Annotated in this window: 18 protein-coding genes; 4 read left to right on the top strand and 14 right to left on the bottom strand. The window is 56.5% G+C overall.

Annotated features, from left to right (window positions below):
• Nucleotides 1-110: 110 nt before the first annotated feature.
• Nucleotides 111-1,301, top strand: coding sequence for an NO-inducible flavohemoprotein (gene hmpA / locus NQ842_RS06980; RefSeq protein ID WP_014832912.1), 1,191 nt, complete (start codon nt 111-113; stop codon nt 1,299-1,301).
• 81 nt (nt 1,302-1,382) lie between these two features.
• On the opposite strand, the gene glnB is transcribed toward hmpA, so the two are convergent.
• The 5 genes from glnB to purL all read right to left on the bottom strand — a co-directional run bounded on the left by glnB (nt 1,383) and on the right by purL (nt 9,709).
• The gene (glnB, locus tag NQ842_RS06975) at nt 1,383-1,721 is read right to left on the bottom strand and encodes a nitrogen regulatory protein P-II (RefSeq protein ID WP_003860685.1); all 339 of its coding nucleotides are present in this window, start codon (nt 1,719-1,721) and stop codon (nt 1,383-1,385) included.
• Between the two features lie 80 nt (nt 1,722-1,801).
• Nucleotides 1,802-3,139 carry a two-component system response regulator GlrR gene (gene glrR, locus NQ842_RS06970; RefSeq protein WP_013098304.1) on the bottom strand — a complete coding sequence of 446 codons (1,338 nt, stop codon included), beginning with the start codon at nt 3,137-3,139 and terminating at the stop codon, nt 1,802-1,804.
• Nucleotides 3,126-3,863: a two-component system QseEF-associated lipoprotein QseG gene (qseG, locus tag NQ842_RS06965; protein WP_063412061.1), complete on the bottom strand. Its 738-nt coding sequence runs from the start codon at nt 3,861-3,863 to the stop codon at nt 3,126-3,128. The genes glrR and qseG overlap by 14 nt, the downstream gene beginning before the upstream one ends.
• Before the next feature lies 1 nt (nt 3,864).
• Entirely contained in the window at nt 3,865-5,292 is a 1,428-nt protein-coding gene (gene qseE, locus NQ842_RS06960; protein WP_014832914.1) for a two component system sensor histidine kinase QseE/GlrK, read from the bottom strand.
• Nucleotides 5,293-5,821: 529 nt separating this feature from the next.
• Nucleotides 5,822-9,709 (bottom strand): phosphoribosylformylglycinamidine synthase, encoded by a 3,888-nt coding sequence (gene purL, locus NQ842_RS06955; protein ID WP_063412060.1) that lies wholly within the window; start codon nt 9,707-9,709, stop codon nt 5,822-5,824.
• Nucleotides 9,710-9,976: 267 nt separating this feature from the next.
• Between purL and mltF the strand changes: the two genes are divergently transcribed.
• Nucleotides 9,977-11,527 (top strand): membrane-bound lytic murein transglycosylase MltF, encoded by a 1,551-nt coding sequence (mltF, locus tag NQ842_RS06950; protein ID WP_050860383.1) that lies wholly within the window; start codon nt 9,977-9,979, stop codon nt 11,525-11,527.
• On the opposite strand, the gene tadA is transcribed toward mltF, so the two are convergent.
• The 4 genes from tadA to murQ are packed head-to-tail and all read right to left on the bottom strand — an operon-like array spanning nt 11,415 to nt 14,885.
• Entirely contained in the window at nt 11,415-11,954 is a 540-nt protein-coding gene (gene tadA / locus NQ842_RS06945) for a tRNA adenosine(34) deaminase TadA (RefSeq protein ID WP_014832917.1), read from the bottom strand. The genes mltF and tadA overlap by 113 nt on opposite strands.
• A 24-nt stretch (nt 11,955-11,978) precedes the next feature.
• A complete protein-coding gene (gene yfhb / locus NQ842_RS06940) occupies nt 11,979-12,614 on the bottom strand; it encodes a phosphatidylglycerophosphatase C (RefSeq protein ID WP_014832918.1) in 636 nt (211 codons plus the stop codon).
• A 3-nt stretch (nt 12,615-12,617) separates the two neighbouring features.
• Nucleotides 12,618-13,979, bottom strand: coding sequence for a PTS transporter subunit EIIC (locus tag NQ842_RS06935; protein WP_046888192.1), 1,362 nt, complete (start codon nt 13,977-13,979; stop codon nt 12,618-12,620).
• A gap of 12 nt (nt 13,980-13,991) precedes the next feature.
• Nucleotides 13,992-14,885 carry an N-acetylmuramic acid 6-phosphate etherase gene (gene murQ, locus NQ842_RS06930; RefSeq protein WP_014832920.1) on the bottom strand — a complete coding sequence of 298 codons (894 nt, stop codon included), beginning with the start codon at nt 14,883-14,885 and terminating at the stop codon, nt 13,992-13,994.
• 118 nt (nt 14,886-15,003) lie between these two features.
• On the opposite strand from murQ, the gene NQ842_RS06925 reads away from it, so the two are divergent.
• Together NQ842_RS06925 and NQ842_RS06920 are read left to right on the top strand one after the other, a co-directional pair.
• Entirely contained in the window at nt 15,004-15,852 is an 849-nt protein-coding gene (locus tag NQ842_RS06925; RefSeq protein ID WP_013098313.1) for a MurR/RpiR family transcriptional regulator, read from the top strand.
• A 56-nt stretch (nt 15,853-15,908) separates the two neighbouring features.
• Nucleotides 15,909-16,169, top strand: coding sequence for a YfhL family 4Fe-4S dicluster ferredoxin (locus NQ842_RS06920; RefSeq protein ID WP_008502177.1), 261 nt, complete (start codon nt 15,909-15,911; stop codon nt 16,167-16,169).
• Here the strand turns inward: NQ842_RS06920 and acpS are convergent.
• The 5 genes from acpS to rnc form a co-directional block, all read right to left on the bottom strand.
• Nucleotides 16,166-16,546, bottom strand: coding sequence for a holo-ACP synthase (gene acpS / locus NQ842_RS06915; protein WP_013098314.1), 381 nt, complete (start codon nt 16,544-16,546; stop codon nt 16,166-16,168). The genes NQ842_RS06920 and acpS overlap by 4 nt on opposite strands.
• Nucleotides 16,546-17,277: a pyridoxine 5'-phosphate synthase gene (pdxJ, locus tag NQ842_RS06910; RefSeq protein WP_257256660.1), complete on the bottom strand. Its 732-nt coding sequence runs from the start codon at nt 17,275-17,277 to the stop codon at nt 16,546-16,548. Before pdxJ ends, acpS begins: the two co-directional genes overlap by 1 nt.
• Nucleotides 17,278-17,352: 75 nt before the next feature.
• Nucleotides 17,353-18,060, bottom strand: a complete 708-nt coding sequence (recO, locus tag NQ842_RS06905; RefSeq protein ID WP_014832922.1) for a DNA repair protein RecO — start codon at nt 18,058-18,060, stop codon at nt 17,353-17,355.
• Between the two features lie 17 nt (nt 18,061-18,077).
• Nucleotides 18,078-18,983, bottom strand: coding sequence for a GTPase Era (gene era / locus NQ842_RS06900; protein WP_008502181.1), 906 nt, complete (start codon nt 18,981-18,983; stop codon nt 18,078-18,080).
• Nucleotides 18,980-19,660, bottom strand: coding sequence for a ribonuclease III (gene rnc, locus NQ842_RS06895; RefSeq protein WP_003860711.1), 681 nt, complete (start codon nt 19,658-19,660; stop codon nt 18,980-18,982). The genes era and rnc overlap by 4 nt, the downstream gene beginning before the upstream one ends.
• Nucleotides 19,661-19,740 lie beyond the last annotated feature (80 nt).

The following is a 19,740-nucleotide window of genomic DNA, read 5'->3' as shown; positions in this document are numbered from 1 at the left end:
GGTTTGTGATGCATATATTTCATCTTGCAAAGAACCATTTACATCGCAGGGGTATTTTTATAAGATGCATTTAAAATACATCATTAAGTTCACATCAGAAGGACGCGCTCATGCTCGACGCTCAAACCATCGCTACCGTTAAAGCCACCATTCCCCTGCTGGTGGAGACCGGCCCTAAGCTCACCGCGCATTTCTACGACCGCATGTTCGCGCACAACCCGGAGTTGAAAGAGATTTTCAACATGAGTAACCAGCGTAACGGCGATCAGCGGGAAGCGCTTTTTAATGCCATCGCGGCCTACGCCAGCAACATTGAAAATCTGCCAGCCCTGCTGCCTGCGGTGGAGAAAATCGCGCAGAAGCATACCAGCTTCCAGATCAAACCCGAGCAGTACAACATTGTGGGCGGTCACCTGCTGGCGACGCTGGACGAGATGTTCAGCCCGGGCCAGGAGGTGCTGGACGCATGGGGCAAAGCTTACGGCGTGCTGGCAAACGTCTTTATCAACCGTGAAGCGCAGATCTACAGCGAAAACGCCAGCAAGAACGGTGGCTGGGAAGGGACCCGCGCCTTCCGCATTGTTGAGAAAACGCCGCGTAGCGCGCTGATTACCAGTTTTGAGTTCGAGCCGGTGGATGGTCAACCCGTTGCCGATTATCAGCCGGGGCAGTATCTCGGCGTCTGGCTGAAGCCTGAAGGTTTTCCGCATCAGGAGATCCGCCAGTACTCCCTCACCCGCAAGCCAAACGGTAAGGGCTATCGTATTGCGGTGAAACGCGAGGACGGCGGTCAGGTTTCCAGCTGGCTGCATAACGAAGCCAGCGTGGGCGACGTGGTTCAACTGGCCGCGCCGGCGGGCGATTTCTTTATGGCTGTTGAGGCCAATACGCCGGTCACGCTCATCTCCGCCGGTGTGGGTCAAACGCCAATGCTGGCGATGCTGGACACGCTGGCGAAATCCAGCCACAGCGCGCAGGTTAACTGGTTCCACGCTGCGGAAAACGGGGATGTGCATGCCTTTGCTGACGAAGTGAAAACCCTGGGTGCTACCCTGCCGCGTTTCACCGCACACACCTGGTATCTTCTGCCAACGGATGCCGATCGTACAGCGGCCCGCTTTGACAGCGAAGGGTTGATGGATTTACGCCAGCATGAAGGTGCGTTCAGCGCGCCGGAGATGCAGTTCTACGTCTGCGGTCCGGTGGCGTTTATGCAGTATGCCGCGAAGCAGCTGGTTGAACTGGGCGTCAATAAAGACAACATCCATTACGAATGTTTTGGACCGCATAAAGTGCTGTAATACAAAAAGCCCCTCGTTCGAGGGGCTTTTTTTGCCAGATGGCGGCTGCGCCTGACCCGGCCTGCAAAACCGCAGACAATGTTAAATCGCGGCGTCGTCTTCTTCGCCGGTACGGATACGGATGACGCGCGCCACGTCAAAGACGAAGATTTTACCGTCACCGATTTTACCCGTTTGCGCCGTACGGATAATGGTATCCACACAGGTATCGACAATATCGTCGCTCACCACGATTTCAATTTTCACTTTCGGCAGAAAGTCCACCATGTACTCTGCACCACGGTAAAGCTCGGTGTGGCCCTTCTGACGACCAAAACCTTTCACTTCAGTCACGGTCATCCCGGTGATGCCCACTTCCGCCAGCGCTTCACGTACATCATCCAGTTTGAAAGGTTTAATAATCGCATCAATCTTTTTCATGGTGGGTCCTTAAACTCTTGCCTGTAAGCTGCTTCGTAATCGATTGCTCACAGTATCATATTCATTCGAAGTTTGCGGTACTACTCTTTAAAATCGTTGGCTTCCAGTTCATGCCGTGACAGCAGCTTATAGAACTCGGTGCGGTTGCGTCCGGCCATGCGTGCTGCATGGGTCACGTTGCCTTTGGTGATCTGCAGCAGCTTACGCAGATAGTTTAGCTCGAACTGGTTACGCGCTTCGGCAAACGTCGGCAGTGCCGTGTTCTCGCCTTCCAGCGCCTGCTCCACCAGCGCGTCACTGATGACAGGTGACGACGTCAGCGCCACGCACTGCTCGATCACGTTGACCAACTGACGCACGTTTCCCGGCCAGCTTGCGGCCATCAGCCGCTTCATCGCATCGGTGGAAAACGCCCGAACAAACGGTTTGTGGCGATCCGCAGACTGGCGCAACAGGTGATTCGCCAGCAAAGGAATATCTTCCGCACGCTCGGCCAGCGCCGGGATTTTCAGGTTCACGACGTTCAGACGATAGTAGAGATCTTCACGAAACTCATTGCGCGCCATCACCTTCGGTAAATCACGGTGCGTGGCGGAAATGATACGCACGTTAATGTCGATATCGCGGTTGCTGCCCAACGGGCGCACTTTTCGCTCCTGCAGCACGCGCAGCAATTTGACCTGCAGCGGCGCAGGCATGTCGCCAATCTCATCCAGGAAAAGCGTGCCGCCTTCCGCCGCCTGGAATAACCCTTCCCGGCTGCTGACTGCGCCGGTGAACGCACCGCGGGCGTGGCCGAACAGTTCAGATTCGAGCAGCTGTTCCGGCAGTGCGCCGCAGTTAATGGCGATAAAGGCGTTCTTGCTGCGAGGACTGGCATTATGGATGGCCTGCGCCAGGATCTCTTTCCCGGTGCCGCTCTGCCCGTTAATCAGCACGCTGACGTCCGACTGCGCCACCATCCGGGCCTGTTCCAGCAGACGCAGCATAATAGGGCTACGCGTGACAATCGGCTCCCGCCACGCCTCATCGCTCGACGGGGCAGCATGTTCCAGCGCACTGTCGATAGCCTTATACAGCGCGTCTTTGTCCACCGGTTTGGTCAGGAAGCTGAATACCCCCTGCTGTGTCGCCGCCACGGCATCCGGGATCGAGCCGTGCGCCGTGAGGATAATCACCGGCATACCCGGCTGCTGCTTCTGGATCTCCGCGAACAGCTGCAGTCCATCCATTTCATCCATCCGCAGGTCGCTTATTACCAGATCAATTTTTTCACGGGCGAGAATTTTCAGCCCCTCCAGCCCGCTTTCAGCCGTCACGACGCTGTAGCCTTCACTGACCAGACGCATTCCCAACAGCTTCAGCAATCCGGGATCGTCATCCACCAGTAAGAGATGGGCAGGTTTACGGCTCGTCATGCTTCACATCCTCTTGTTTCGGCGTATCGCTGTCCGGTACTGCGGATGAACTCCCTGGCTGATATTTACGCGACGAAAGCTGTCTTTCGATATCGGTCAGGTTCTCCAGCTTACGCGTCGTGGTATCCAGTTGCGTACGCAAATGTTCTTGCTGTTGACGCAGGGTATCAAGCTCGCTGTCGGTTGACTGTTGCAGCTTGCTGTAACGGGTACGCTCTTCAGACAGCTGAAGTTGCAATGTCTGCCCATTACGCCAGAGCTGATATACCGGGCGGACCTGAGCGGGAAGATATGCCACGAAGGTGTCGAGCCGCGTGACGTTTGTGCGTCGTTCGACAGGGGTAATTTTGGCATCCCCAAGCAATATCCCGCGCTTGAAGGCGTCCTGCCAGGTATCGTCGTCCAGCATCGCCGCTTTTGAGCGGGCTTCAACCGGGGCCAGGCGCTGCGCGCAATCTATTCCGCGTAGCCAGAACAGAGGATTGGTTTCGACGTCATGCCCCGACAGGTTCCAGATATCATCGCAGCGGGTTGAGAGGAAATCTGCCAGCTGACTCTCAGGCCATTTATCTGCCTGCTTATCGCTAATGGCGCTTTTCGGCACATGGGAAACACACCCCGCCAGCAATAAACAGGGCAGGCTCAGGCGCAACGTTTTACGGGAAAACACCGCGCATATGGCGCGGAAAAAAACGTGTGACATACTCACCAGACATAGCTTCATTTTATTGGTTTTTCCGGCTCTGGGGCAGTTCGATACGGAAGCAAACATCGGAACGTTCGTCCGTGACAATGTTTAGCTCCCCCTGCATGCGTCGTATGCAGTCCCGGGCGATACTCAAGCCCAGACCGCTTCCTTTAACCGCACCTTTTCGCTGATGACTTCCCTGGAAGAAGGGTTCAAATATCATCTCTCTTTCGTCATCGGGGATCGGGGTGCCGGTGTTGGCGACATCAATAAACACCCGTGAACCATTCGTATAGCTTCGGATATAAATGTTACCGGATTCAGTACCATAGTGCACCGCATTGGAATAAAGATTATCCAGAACGCTCATCAATAACATCGGTTCAGCCAGGCAGGTTGGCTCACTCAGCGCCACCCCGGTATGCATCATTTTAGCTCTTGCTGGCAAGCTATGGGCAGAGATCACCATATCCACCAGCGGCTCAATCTCCACATTCTCCAGAACGACCGCCCCATCCGCCAGCTTGCGGTTGTAATCGAGCAGCTGCTCAATTAATTTCTGCAGATTGCGGCTGCTGGCGTCGAGGATCTCGACAATCTCTTTCTGCTCCACCGTCAGCGGCCCCGCCACTTCGTCCGCCAGCAATTCCGTACCTTCGCGCATACTGGCCAGCGGCGTTTTAAGCTCATGGGAAATATGACGTAAAAACTGATGACGCTGGGATTCCAGCCACGACAGGCGTTCCGAAAGCCAGATAATTCGCTGCCCCACGGAACGTAACTCGCGCGGGCCCTTAAAGGCGACCGTATCACCCAGTGATTTCCCCTCCCCCAGACGATTGATCATTCGCTGGATACCCTTCACCGGGCCGATGATCATCCGGGTAAAGAGCAGCACCAGCGCGAGGCTCACCAGAAACAGCACCAGCGCCTGCCAGCCAAAGAACTGACCGCGTTCGGCAATCTCCTGCTGCAACTGCTGACCGCGAGAGAAAATTACCGCGCGGGTAGACTGCACCATCTCGGTGTTGGCATTCGCGAAGGCTTCAAGACGAGCGGCCGCGGCCGCATCCGGGCCACTGTTCTTACACTGTAGCTGGGCCAGGTCGTTCAAATCCTGACGTAATGCCTGGTAGAGTTTATCGTCCGGCAGCACGCCGGCATGCGCATCCAGCATCTCGCTATAGCGTTTACGCTGATTCTGGTAGACCTTTTCCAGCGTGCGATCGTCCAGCACGCAATACTGACGATAGCTACGCTCCATCTCCAGCGCGGCGTTGGTCATCGCTTCACTGCGTCTGGCGTCAATGAGCGTCGTGCGGTTAGTCAGTGCCGCCTGGGCACTGAGCGCGTTCAGGCTTTGCCACGCCTGCCAGGCCAGAATCAGTAAAGGCAGCAGGATCAGCAAAAAGGCCATCATCACGAGTTGACGCAGGGAGCGGGGGAAAACGGGCCAGCGTTTCAACGCATTACTCTCTTTGAATGGGTTTGAGGAGAGCGTAACTGAGTCTGCCCTTCAGATACAACAAAGCCGGGTAAAAACCCGGCTTTGTCATGGAATGAGGCGGTGCCTAACTCGACGTTTCGCCCTGTCCTGATAAAGCAACGCTATGATCAGTAGTTGGACGGCAGGCACCTTTTTGTGCGTCATTCGAAGTTTATGTAGCACGTCCCGAAGGGGCTGACATAAGAAGGTGAATGAGCCACTGGTTAATATTATGCAATAGCTGTGCCAAAATGCAAACCAATATATTATCACATTGATATTTATATAATTTATAGGTTTGTACCGTTAATTGCTCGCTGAATGATTTCCAGGCTAAGTGTCGCTAATCAGCAACACCTTAACGGGAACCGCACCTGCCATATATAAATCAAAGAGTTAAATGTCTCCATTTGGAGACAGCGGCATTGCGGGTCTGTCGCGAAATTGCGACACACATAAAAAAGCCCGGTAGCGCTTTCGCGTACCGGGCTTTAAAGGGCAATACCGATTAACCCAACTGTTTACGCGCGTTGCGGAAGATACGCATCCACGGGCTGTCCTCGCCCCAGTTTTCCGGGTGCCAGGAGTTGCTCACGGTACGGAACACGCGCTCCGGGTGTGGCATCATGATGGTCGCACGGCCGCTTTCGCTGGTCACCGCCGTAATACCGTTGGCAGAACCGTTCGGGTTAGCCGGGTAGGTTTCCGTCACCTTGCCGAAGTTATCGACAAAGCGCAGCGCCACCAGGCCCTTGCTCTCAAGCTGAGCCAGATGGGCAGCATCACGCACTTCAACCTGACCTTCACCGTGAGAAACGGCGATTGGCATCTGCGACCCTACCATTCCCTGCAGCAACAGAGACGGGCTTTGAGTCACTTCCACCAGGCTGAAACGCGCTTCAAAGCGGTCGGACTGGTTACGCACAAAGCGAGGCCAGGCTTCGCTACCCGGGATCAACTCGCGCAGGTTGGACATCATCTGGCAGCCGTTACACACGCCGAGCGCCAGGGTTTGCGGACGATGGAAGAAGCTTTCGAACTCATCGCGCACGCGGCTGTTGAAGAGAATGGACTTCGCCCAGCCTTCACCCGCGCCCAGTACGTCACCGTAGGAGAAACCGCCGCACGCCACCAGCGCCTGGAAATCTTCCAGACCGGTGCGACCTGCCAGCAGGTCACTCATGTGAACGTCGATGGCATCAAAGCCTGCACGGTGGAAGGCTGCAGCCATCTCAACGTGGGAGTTAACGCCCTGCTCACGCAGCACGGCGACTTTCGGGCGCGCGCCAGTCGCAATGTACGGCGCAGCGATGTCTTCGTTGATGTCGAAGGAGAGCTTCACGTTCAGGCCAGGATCGTTGTCGTTGGCCTTGGCATTGTGTTCCTGATCGGCACATTCCGGGTTATCACGCAGGCGTTGCATCTGCCAGGTGGTTTCCGCCCACCACATACGCAGCGTGGTGCGGCTTTCGCTGAACACCGCATGGCCGTCTGCTTCAATCACGAAACGGTCACCCTGAACGGCTTTACCCAGGTAGTGTACGCAGTCTGCCAGGCCATGCTGAGCCAGCAAGGCTTCAACCGCGTCACGATCTGCCGCACGCACCTGAATCACCGCGCCCAGCTCTTCGTTAAACAGTGCCGCCAGACGATCTTCGCCAAGCGTCGCGATATTCGCTTCAACACCGCAGTGTCCGGTGAAGGCCATCTCTGCCAGGGTCACCAGCAGGCCGCCGTCGGAACGGTCGTGGTAGGCCAGCAGTTTACGCTGCGCCACCAGCGCCTGAATGGCGTCGTAGAAGCCTTTTAACTGCGCCACATCACGCACGTCAGCCGGTTTATCACCCAGCTGACGGTAAACCTGTGCCAGCGCGGTGGCACCCAGCGCGTTGTGACCTTTACCCAGGTCAATCAGCAGCAGGGCGTTGTCTTCGGTCGACAGCTGTGGGGTCACGGTATGGCGCACATCTTCCACACGGGCAAACGCGGAGATGATCAGCGACAGCGGCGAAGTCATTTCGCGCTGCTCGTTGCCTTCCTGCCAGCGGGTTTTCATCGACATGGAGTCTTTACCCACCGGAATGGTCAGGCCGAGTGCAGGACAGAGCTCTTCACCCACCGCTTTAACGGCTTCATACAGGCCTGCGTCTTCGCCCGGGTGACCGGCAGCGGCCATCCAGTTCGCGGACAGTTTGATACGTTTGATATCGCCAATCTGCGTCGCGGCGATGTTGGTCAGCGCTTCACCGACGGCCAGACGAGCAGAGGCCGCGAAGTCCAGCAGCGCTACCGGGGTACGTTCGCCCAGCGCCATCGCCTCACCGTAGTAGCTGTCGAGGCTCGCGGTGGTCACGGCGCAGTTCGCCACCGGGATCTGCCACGGACCTACCATCTGATCGCGCGAGACCATGCCGGTCACGGTACGGTCGCCGATGGTGACCAGGAAGGTTTTCTCTGCCACCGCAGGCAGGTGCAGCACGCGATTCACCGCCTCTGCTACGGTAATGCCCTGACGATCCAGCGCGTTGCCCGCCGCTTTGCGGGTCTGTACGTCGCGGGTCATCTTCGGCGTTTTGCCGAGCAGCACGTCCAGCGGCAGGTCGATTGGCTGGTTGTCGAAATGGGTATCGCTCAGGGTCAGGTGTTTCTCTTCAGTCGCTTCACCGATGACGGCATACGGAGCGCGCTCTCGACGGCACAGCTCGTCAAACAGCGGCAGCTGATCGGCTGCGACGGCCAGCACATAACGTTCCTGGGATTCGTTACACCAGATCTCCAGCGGGCTCATGCCCGGCTCATCGCTCAGAATGTCGCGCAGGTTGAAACGCCCGCCGCGCCCCCCGTCGCTCACCAGCTCCGGCATGGCGTTGGACAGGCCACCCGCCCCAACGTCGTGAATAAAGAGGATCGGGTTAGCATCACCCAGCTGCCAGCAGCGGTCGATCACTTCCTGGCAACGACGCTCCATTTCAGGGTTGTCGCGCTGAACGGAGGCAAAGTCGAGATCCGCGTCAGACTGACCGGACGTCATTGAAGAGGCCGCACCGCCGCCCAGACCGATGTTCATCGCCGGCCCACCGAGGACGATCAGCTTCGCACCGACGACGATCTCACCTTTCTGCACGTGATCGGCACGAATGTTACCGATCCCGCCCGCCAGCATGATCGGCTTGTGGTAGCCGCGCAGCTCTTCGCCGTTGTGGCTGTCCACTTTCTCTTCATAGGTACGGAAGTAACCGTTCAGTGCCGGACGACCAAATTCGTTGTTGAATGCCGCGCCGCCCAGTGGGCCTTCGGTCATGATATCCAGCGCGGTCACAATACGCTCTGGCTTGCCGAAATCTTCTTCCCACGGCTGTTCAAAGCCCGGGATACGCAGGTTGGAGACGGAGAAACCGACCAGACCCGCTTTTGGTTTAGCACCACGGCCCGTCGCCCCTTCGTCACGGATTTCGCCGCCGGAACCGGTCGCCGCACCCGGCCACGGAGAGATCGCCGTCGGGTGGTTGTGAGTTTCCACTTTCATCAGGATATGCGCCGGCTCCTGATGGAAATCATAGCGCCCTGCTTCGCGATCGGCGAAGAAGCGGCCCACCTCGGAACCTTCCATCACCGCAGCGTTGTCTTTATAGGCAGACAGCACGTGGTCAGGGGTTTTCTCCATGGTGTTTTTGATCATTTTGAACAGCGACTTCGGCTGCTGTTCGCCGTCAATAATCCAGTCGGCGTTGAAAATCTTGTGGCGGCAGTGCTCGGAGTTAGCCTGCGCGAACATATACAGTTCGATATCGTTCGGATTACGGTTCAGCTTAACGAACGCATCCTGCAGGTAGTCGATCTCGTCTTCTGCCAGTGCCAGGCCGAGACGCAGGTTGGCGTCAATCAGCGCCTGACGGCCTTGCCCCAGCAAATCCACGCTCTGGACTGGCGCAGGCTGATGGTGGGAGAAAAGTTTCTGCGCATCATCCAGAGAAGCAAACACGCTCTCCATCATGCGGTCATGCAGCTCTGCGGCCACCGCCTGCCACTGCGCGTCGCTCAGGGTGGAGGCTTCAACATAGTACGCCACGCCGCGTTCCAGACGGTTAATCTGGTTCAGACCACAGTTGTGTGCGATGTCAGTCGCTTTGGAAGACCAGGGGGAGATGGTGCCTGGACGAGGCGTCGCAAGAATCAGTTTACCGGTTGGGGTATGGCTGCTCAGGCTTGGGCCATACTTGAGCAGGCGTTCCAGCTGTACGCGCTCCTCTGCATTCAGGGGGGCATTCAGGTCAGCAAAATGGACATACTCAGCGTAAATATTGCTTACCGGAAGGTCGGCTGCCTGAAAACGTGCCAGCAGTTTGTTAATACGGAAGGCAGACAGTGCAGGCGAACCACGCAGAATTTCCATCATAAGTCTCTCGTCTTCGAAGCGCCGGGGCGCTTACAGTGTGCGCAAGGGGGGAAAACGGGCGTCATTATAGAGAATCCTGAGCGTCGACGAAACCGTTTGCGTCGAAATAAAATCGGCAAAGACATTTAACAATAGATGTGACCTGTCTCTCTAATTGGTTGCCAAGTGGCGTAACTTTACGCAAAATGCCGCTCAATCAATGGCAAACCTTATTTTTAACATGGCTACAGCAGACTAAGGCAACCGGCGTCGCAGAGAATTAACTAATTGAAAAAATTAAAGATTAATTATCTGCTCATCGGCATTGTAACGTTGCTGTTGGCAGTGGCCCTCTGGCCTTCCATCCCCTGGTTCGGCAAAGCCGAAAACCGCATCGCCGCTATTCAGGAGCGGGGGGAGCTGCGCGTCAGTACCCTCAGCTCTCCGCTGATTTACAGCGACATCAACGGCAAAACTATCGGTCTGGATTATGAACTGGCCCAGCAGTTTGCTGATTATCTCGGCGTGAAGCTCAAAATCACCGTGCGCCAGAACATCAGCCAGCTGTTTGATGACCTGGATAACGACGATGCCGATATCCTCGCCGCCGGGCTGGTGTACAACAGCGAGCGCAGCAAGAATTACCAGCCGGGCCCGACCTATTACTCCGTTTCACAGCAGCTGGTCTATCGCGTCGGGAGCCTGCGCCCGCGCACGCTCGCCTCGATCAATGCTCAACAGCTGACGATTGCCCCTGGCCATGTGGTGATTGACGATCTGCGTGAGCTGAAGGAGAAGAAATACCCCGATCTGAGCTGGACCGTTGACCCTAAACTCGGCACGACGGAGCTGCTGGACCAGGTCAAAGATCAGAAACTGCCTTACACCATCGCCGACTCCGTGGCGATCAGCCTGTTCCAGCGGGTGCATCCTGAAATCGCCGTGGCGCTGGACGTGACGGACGAACAGCCGGTCACCTGGTTTACCCATCTGGATGACGATCAGACCCTCTCTGCGGCCATGCTCGATTTTTATAACACCATCAATGAAGACGGTACGCTGGCACGCCTTGAGGAGAAGTACCTCGGCCATGGTGACGACTTTGACTACGTCGACACCCGTAGCTTCCTGCGCGCCGTAGATAGCGTACTGCCGGACCTGCAGCCGTTATTCGAAAAATATGCCCAGGAGATCGACTGGCGGTTGCTGGCGGCGATTTCTTATCAGGAATCACACTGGGACACCCAGGCCACCTCGCCGACCGGCGTGCGCGGCCTGATGATGCTGACCAAAAATACCGCGCAGAGCCTCGGGCTGACCGACCGTACCGATGCGGAACAGAGCATCAGCGGCGGCGCGCGCTACCTGCAGGATATGATGGCCAAAGTGCCTGAGACGGTGCCGGAAGAGGAGCGCATCTGGTTCGCGCTGGCCGCCTACAACATGGGCTATGCCCACATGCTGGACGCCCGTGCCCTGACGGCAAAAACAAAAGGCAACCCCGACAGCTGGTCTGACGTAAAACAGCGTCTGCCGCTTCTGAGCCAGAAGCCGTGGTACAACAAGCTGACCTACGGTTATGCGCGCGGGCATGAGGCTTATGCTTACGTGGAAAATATTCGTAAGTATCAAATTAGCCTGGTGGGGTATCTGCTGGAGAAAGAAAAAGAGGCGACGGAGGCCAGGCAACTGGCGCAGAGCTATCCCGTTGTGGCACCGGACGAAATTAATCGCCCGAGGACTTCAATTCTGCCTTTTGTTGCTTTTTCTGCTGACGGCGCATTCGAAAGAAATCACTTAATAGCCCCGAACACTCTGGTGCAAGTACCCCACCGATAGTCTTCACCTGATGGTTCATTCCCGGGTGTCCGAGCACATCCATCAGCGAGCCCGCAGCGCCGGTTTTTTCATCCCGCGCACCAAAGACCAGCGTACCGATACGGCTGTGCACCATCGCGCCGGAACACATGACGCACGGTTCAAGCGTGACGTACAGCGTGGTGTCGAGCAGACGGTAGTTTTGCAGTACCAGCCCCCCCTGACGAAGTGCCATGATTTCTGCGTGAGCGGTAGGATCGTGGCGGCCAATCGGGCGGTTCCACCCTTCGCCAATCACCTGATTGTTATGGACAAGCACGGCCCCCACGGGCACTTCCCCCTCGTCCCAGGCGCGCCGGGCAAGCGTTAGCGCATGACGCATCCAGTATTCATGTGTGAATTCAGGGTTGGACAACGGTTGATACTCCAGTCGAAAAGCGGGCGGCATTATACACACCCACTATGGATAAAACTATTCGAGTTGCTGAAGTTCACCCGCAGGTGTCACGCGCCAGCGGTGCTGGCAAAAATAGAGCAGCGGGTTGTCCTGCTTACTGTCGCTGTAACCGCTGTACAGACGCAGCGGCGTGCCAATGCGCATCTCCAGCTGGGCCACCTTTTCGTGCCCCAGACAGCGCATGCTCAATACCCACCCGCCGTAACCACGGGAGATCTGCGTGGCGATCAGGTTCACTCTCGGCAACCACGGCGTATCAAAATAGACCTGCTCTACCAGCGACTGCGGCGAGCCGGTAATCAACCAGATATCGGCATCGTTCGCATCGAGGTAGCTGGTCAGTCGCGCCTGCACAACCGGAAACGCCGTCACATGACCCCGAAACCAGTGCGCAAAATCCTGCTCAAGCTGTTTGAGCCGGGCTTCACTGTGGCCAAAGGTGCAGCCCCAGAGCAGCAGACTCATTGGCCAGCGCGCAGCCCGGCCTTTCACCAGCAGCGCAAGGCCAATCACGGGTAACAAAGGTAAGACGAGCAGTGCGTTCAGGGGCTGACGCCGCAGCAGGTAGCGCATAAACGTACCAAACATATCCTGCTGATGCAGCGTTCCATCCAGATCGAAAAAGACAACACGACGCTCGTGATTAGCCAAACCTTACTCCTCTGGGTCGTTGAATCCCGCCAGCCAGGTAAACAGGAACCCGGCGATCACCGCTACCAGATAGCCTAACAGATAGAGCATGACTTTTCCGGTCACGATGGTAAGCGCCAGCGGTAAACCGGAGAGACCAAAGGTAATAACGGTGGCGACTTTCCAGTAGCTGATAAGCGCCCCGCCTACCGCGCCGCCCAGACAGGCCGCAAGGAAAGGCTTACCGAGCGGCAGCGTGACACCAAAAATCAGCGGCTCGCCAATGCCCAGTAATCCAACCGGTAGCGCCCCTTTAATCACTTTTTTCAACCGCGCGTTGCGGGTTTTCATCAGCACGGCAATCGCCGCACCGACCTGACCTACCCCCGCCATCGACAGGATGGGCAGCAGCGCGTTATAACCATGCGCCTGCACCAGCTCGACGTGGATCGGTACCAGTCCCTGATGCAGCCCGGTCAGCACCAGCGGCAGGAAGGTCCCTGACAGCACAGCCCCCACGAACAGCCCACCGCGATCGATAGCCAGAGAAGCGCCGTGGGCAATCACCTCTGAGATCCAGCCGCCCAGCGGCTGCAGGGCCACAATCGCCACACAGCCGGTGATAAGCGTGGTCAGCAGCGGATTGAGGATCAGCTCAATTGAACCGGGGAGAACGGCGCGCAGCTTTTTCTCAATCCAGCACATCAGAATGACCACCAGCAGCACCGCAATCACCCCGCCGCGACCGGGCTGGAGGGCCTCGCCGAACAGGGTTATCTGCGCCAGCTGCGGGCTGGAGAGAATACCGGCCATCACCCCGCCCATGGCCATGGAGCCGCCAAACACTTTAGCGGTATTGACCCCAACCAGAATGTTCATGATGGCGAAGACAGCGCTACCAAAGATCCCCAGAATCCCGAGCAGGTTCGGATAGTGCGTGGCAAAATCGCCGACTATATCCGGGCGCTTGAGGATATTGATGATCCCGGTGATCAAGCCGGAGGCAATAAATGCCGGAATAAGAGGGATAAAGACGTTTGCCAGCTGCCGCAGCGCATCGCTCATGGGGGCTTTGTATTTGGCCTTCGCCTGCGCTTTGGTGCGCCCGGCATCGTCAACCGGCACGGCCGCCCCTCCGCCCATCAATGCGCGCATGGCATCAACGACCTGTGCCGCTTTTCCCGGCCCGACGATCAGCTGATGCTGCTGCCCCTGCTTAACGTATCCGCTGACGCCAGGAAGTTGCTTAAGATGCGCGATATCAAGCTGGTCGTCGTCATGCACCTCGACGCGCACGCGCGTCATGCAGTTTTCCAGACGCTGAATGTTCTTCTCTCCGCCGATCCCCTGCAAAATATGGCTGGCGAGCGCTGCTGTTTTTTCCATACACGCCTCTTTTTAGTTTTCTAATGCCGCCCGTAAGAACCCATCATGCGCAGCGAGTTTAGCTCGTGCGGCGGCGGCATCCAGCCCGCTCAGGATCATCAGAATGGCCGGTTTCACATCGTGATCGGTTTGCGTGAGGACGGCTTCCGCCTCTTCGCGGCCTGCGCCTGTCGCTTCCATCACCATGCGACAGGCCCTGTCCACCAGCTTGACGTTGGTGGCCTGCATATCCACCATCAGGTTCTGATACACCTTGCCGAACTTCACCATCGCGCCGGTGGAGATCATATTGAGTACCAGTTTTTGCGCAGTCCCGGATTTGAGGCGCGTGGAGCCGGTAAGCGCTTCGGGCCCGACGACCGGAGAAATCGCGATGTGGGCCACCTGCGCAATGGGTGAGCCAGGATTACAGGAGATAGCCACGGTAGTACAACCCGTCTGGTTGGCATACTCCAGACCGCCAATGACGTAAGGTGTGCGCCCGGAAGCGGCCAGTCCGACGACCAGATCCTTTGCGTTGAGGTTAATCCCTTTCAGGTCATCTTCGCCGAGCTGTTTGTTGTCTTCCGCCCCTTCCACCGCCTTCAGCAGCGCACCAGGCCCACCGGCAATGAGGCCGACCACCAGCCCGTGCGGAACGCCGAACGTGGGTGGACATTCAGACGCATCCAGCACGCCGAGACGTCCGCTGGTTCCGGCGCCCATATAGATAATGCGGCCACCCGCCTTGAGCGCCTGCGCCGCGGCATCGACGGCCTTCGCCACCTCTGGTAATGTCTCTTTCACTGCCAGGGCGACCAGCGTATCCTGTTGATTAAAACGGTTAACCAGCTCCAGGGTGGAGAGTGCATCCAGATCCATGGTTTGCGGGTTACGCGTTTCTGATACAAGTGAGCCAAGATTCATCTTTTTTACCTCTGGAATTTTTAATTCATAATAATCGCACTATAATGGAATATAAAATTCATTCAGGCGAGCAAAATTCGTATTTGCGCAGACAATCACATTTTCGCCAGGAGAACGTATGAACTGTTTAATTCGCATTCGCCAGCGTTATGCCGGCTTTGCTCAAAGCGACAAAAAGCTGGCGGATTTTTTGCTTTCTCAGCCCGACCACGCCCGCCATCTGAGTTCGCAGCAGCTGGCAAGCGAAGCGGGTGTGAGTCAGTCCAGCGTGGTGAAATTTGCCCAGAAGATTGGCTTTAAGGGCTTCCCGGCACTGAAGCTGGCGATTAGCGAAGCCCTGGTGAGTAACCCCAATCCGCAATCCATGCCGGTGCATAATCAGATCCGTGGCGATGATCCCATGCGTCTCGTGGGCGAGAAGTTGATCAAAGAGAATGTCGCGGCCATGCACGCCACCCTCGATGTGAACACCGAAGAAAAATTACTGGAAAGCGTGGCAATGCTGCGTGCGGCACGTCGGATCATTTTGACCGGCATCGGCGCGTCCGGACTGGTGGCGCGCAATTTTGGCTGGAAGCTGACAAAGATCGGGTATAACGCCATCGTCGAGCAGGATATGCATGCCTTGCTGGCCACAGTGCAGGCTATGGATCCTGACGATCTGCTGCTGGCGATCTCCTATACTGGCGAACGTCGCGAAATCAACATGGCCACCGATGAGGCGCTGCGTGTAGGCGGGAAAATACTGGCCATCACCGGTTTTACCCCCAATGCACTGCAGCAGCGGGCAACGCGCTGTTTATATACGATCGCCGAGGAACAGGCCACGCGCAGTGCCGCTATCTCATCAACGAGTGCGCAGATGATGCTGACGGATCTGCTGTTTATGGCGCTGGTACAACAGGATCTGGAGCATGCGCCTGAGCGCATTCGTCACAGCGAAGAGCTGGTAAAAAAACTGGTTTGAGCAACGAATGAGCGTATAATGCCCGCCCTGTTTGTGTTGTTTCTGAGAATTTCCTGATGGCGCTGTTAATCACCAAAAAATGCATCAATTGCGATATGTGCGAACCGGAATGCCCAAACCAGGCGATTTCGATGGGCGACAGCATTTATGAGATTAACAGCGACCGCTGCACCGAGTGCATCGGCCACTATGAGACGCCGACCTGCCAGAAGGTGTGCCCGATCCCCAATACCATCCTGAAGGATCCGGCACACGTCGAAAGCGAAGAGCAGCTGTGGGATAAGTTTGTCCTGATGCATCACGCGGACAAACTTTAACTTTCGATAATCACCGTTGCGCTGGCATAGTGCCGTTCATCCGCGATTGTCACGTGCATGTGCGCCACGCCGAGTTTCTCTGCCAGCTTCAACGCCTCGCCCCATAAACGCAGGCGCGGCTTACCCAGCTCATCGTTAAACACTTCAAACTGGTTAAACGCCAGACCGTTACGAATACCGGTGCCAAAGGCTTTGGCCGCTGCCTCTTTAACGGCAAAGCGCTTGGCCAGGAAACGCACCGGCTGCTGATGCGCTTCCCAGATGGCCCATTCGTTATCGCTCAGCACGCGCCTTGCCAGGCGATCGCCACTACGGGCGATCACCGCTTCAATGCGGGCTATCTCGACGATGTCGGTACCTAAGCCCAGAATAGCCATTACTGACGCGCTTCCTGCATCAGGCGTTTCATTTCTGAAACCGCCTCTTTCAGGCCACTCATCACCGCACGGCCAATAATGGCGTGGCCGATATTCAGCTCATGCATTTCCGGCAGGGCGGCGATGGCTTTAACGTTGTGGTAGGTCAGTCCATGCCCTGCGTTTACCTTCAGACCCAAGCTCGCGGCGTAAGTGGCCGCTTTCGCGATACGCTCCAGCTCTTTAGCCTGCTCGGCGTCGTTTTTGGCATCGGCGTAGCAGCCGGTGTGAATTTCAATATACGGTGCGCCCACTTCAGCCGCCGCTTTGATCTGCTCCGCATCAGCGTCGATGAACAGAGAAACCAGGATACCCGCGTCCGCCAGACGTTTGCAGGCATCGCGCATTTTGTCACGCTGCCCCGCCACGTCCAGACCGCCTTCGGTGGTCACTTCCTGACGTTTTTCCGGTACCAGGCAGCAGAAATGCGGTTTGGTGTCACAGGCAATCGTCAGCATCTCTTCGGTGACCGCCATCTCCAGGTTCATCCGGGTATCCAGCGTCTGACGCAGAATACGCACGTCACGGTCGGTGATGTGGCGGCGGTCTTCGCGCAGATGAACGGTAATGCCATCGGCGCCAGCCTGCTCAGCGATAAACGCCGCCTGAACCGGATCGGGATAAGCCGTACCGCGTGCATTACGCAGCGTGGCGATGTGATCGATGTTGACGCCTAACAGTAATTCAGCCATGACAATCCTCGGTATTTTGATTCATTTCCCTTCCCCCTCTCCCTCCGGGAGAGGGCTGGGGTGAGGGGTAAAACGTTAACGTTTCGGCATAAACTGCCTGAATAATTCGCGGCTCTTTAAGGGCTTGCCGCCAAGATACGGCTTGAGGGCAATCCGGGTAAAGCGTTTTGCAGCACGAAGGGTATCCTGATCCGGAAATTCTCGCTCATACAGCGCCCGGAGCTGGCGTCCGGTGAAGGTGTTGTTATCGATCACGACGCTGGCGATAAAGCCTTTTTCTTCACGGTAACGGTAGGTCATCGTCTCATCCACCTCTTCCCCACTGCCCGCGCAATGCAGGAAATCAACGCCATATCCCAAATGACCCAGCAGCGCCAGCTCGAAACGGCGCAGGGCGGGTTCGGGCGAACCGGCGGCGCCCGCAAGAGCCTGGATACAGTGCAGATAGTCGAAGAAAAGTTCAGAGAAGCGAGTCTCATGTTCCAGAACGCGTGAGATGAGTTCATTGACGTACAGACCGCTGTAAAGCGTGATGCCAGAAAGGGGAAGCGCCAGAGAGACGGCTTCAGCGCTGCGCAGGGTTTTGACTTCCCCTCGCCCGCCAAAACGGACCAGCAGCGGCGTAAAGGGCTGTAAGGCGCCTTTGAGGTTAGAACGTTTGGAACGTGCGCCTTTTGCAACAAGGCGCACGCGACCCGACTCTTCCGTGAAGACGTCCAGCATCAGGCTGGTTTCGCTCCAGGGACGACTATGCAGAACAAAAGCGCGCTGCCAGCCTTCCATTTGCGCGTCGTCTTGGTTTACTGATCTTCGCCGTAACCGAGGCTGCGCAGAGCACGCTCATCATCGGCCCAGCCAGATTTCACTTTCACCCACAGCTCCAGGTGAACCGGTGCTTCAAACATCTCCTGCATGTCTTTACGGGCTTCGATACCGATGGTTTTGATCTTGGCACCTTTGTTGCCAATCACCATCTTCTTCTGCCCTTCACGCTCAACAAGGATCAGGCCGTTGATGTCGTAACCGCCACGCTCGTTACTCTGGAAACGCTCAATCTCTACCGTCACGGAATACGGCAGTTCTGCACCAAGGAAACGCATCAGCTTTTCGCGGATGATTTCAGAGGCCATAAAGCGCTGAGAACGATCGGTGATGTACTCTTCCGGGAAGTGATGAATCGCTTCCGGCAGATGCTTACGCACGATGCCAGCGATGGTATCCACGTTCAGGCCGGTCTCTGCAGACAGCGGAACGATGTCGAGGAAGTTCATCTGGCTACCCAGCCACTGCAGATGCGGCAGCAGATCGGCTTTTTCCTGCACGTTGTCCACTTTGTTGACTGCGAGGATCACCGGCGTTTTACCGTCACGCAGCTTGTTCAGGACCATTTCGTCGTCCGGCGTCCAGCGGGTGCCTTCAACAACGAAAATAACCAGTTCCACATCACCAATCGAGCTGCTCGCCGCTTTGTTCATCAGGCGGTTGATGGCACGCTTCTCTTCCATGTGCAGGCCTGGGGTATCGACGTAGATCGCCTGATACGCGCCTTCAGTATGGATCCCGACAATGCGGTGACGCGTGGTCTGCGCCTTACGCGAGGTGATCGAAATCTTCTGCCCAAGCAGATTATTCAGCAGGGTGGATTTCCCCACGTTCGGACGTCCGACGATGGCAATAAATCCGCAATAGGTTTTTTCTTCGCTCATTCCAGCTCCAGCATTTTCAACGCCTGTTCGGCGGCAGCCTGTTCAGCCTTGCGACGGCTTGAACCTGTGCCCACCACCGGTTCACTCAGGCCACTGACCTGGCAATGGATGGTAAATTCCTGATCGTGCGCTTCACCACGCACCTGCACCACCAGATAAGATGGCAGCGGGAGGTGACGACCCTGCAAATATTCCTGCAAACGCGTTTTTGGATCTTTTTGTTTATCGCCCGGACTGATTTCGTCCAGACGGGTCTGATACCAGTTCAGGATCAGCTTTTCTACGGTCTGGATATCGCTGTCCAGGAAGACGCCACCGATTAATGCTTCAACCGTATCGGCAAGAATAGATTCACGACGGAAGCCGCCGCTTTTCAGTTCACCCGGTCCAAGACGCAGACATTCGCCCAGTTCAAATTCGCGTGCGATTTCCGCAAGGGTGTTACCCCGTACCAGCGTGGCGCGCATGCGGCTCATATCACCTTCATCCACTCGCGGGAAACGATGATAAAGCGCATTGGCAATCACGAAACTTAAAATAGAGTCACCTAAAAATTCGAGGCGCTCATTATGTTTGCTGCTGGCACTGCGATGGGTTAATGCCTGTTGCAACAGCTCCTGATGATGAAAAGTGTAGCCCAGCTTCCGTTGAAGCCGATTAATTACGATGGGGTTCATGCGATACCAATAAATGAATGCGTCAAAAATGCAGCACACGAAACCGACCTGAGAAAACCAACGCGGTTTCGTGTGCCGTG

It is taken from the genome of Enterobacter cloacae complex sp. R_G8 (assembly GCF_024599795.1).
Taxonomy (GTDB): Bacteria; Pseudomonadota; Gammaproteobacteria; order Enterobacterales; family Enterobacteriaceae; genus Enterobacter; species Enterobacter dissolvens.
Note: the sequence above shows the minus strand (reverse complement) of the source record. Positions and strands in the feature narration are given on the sequence as shown.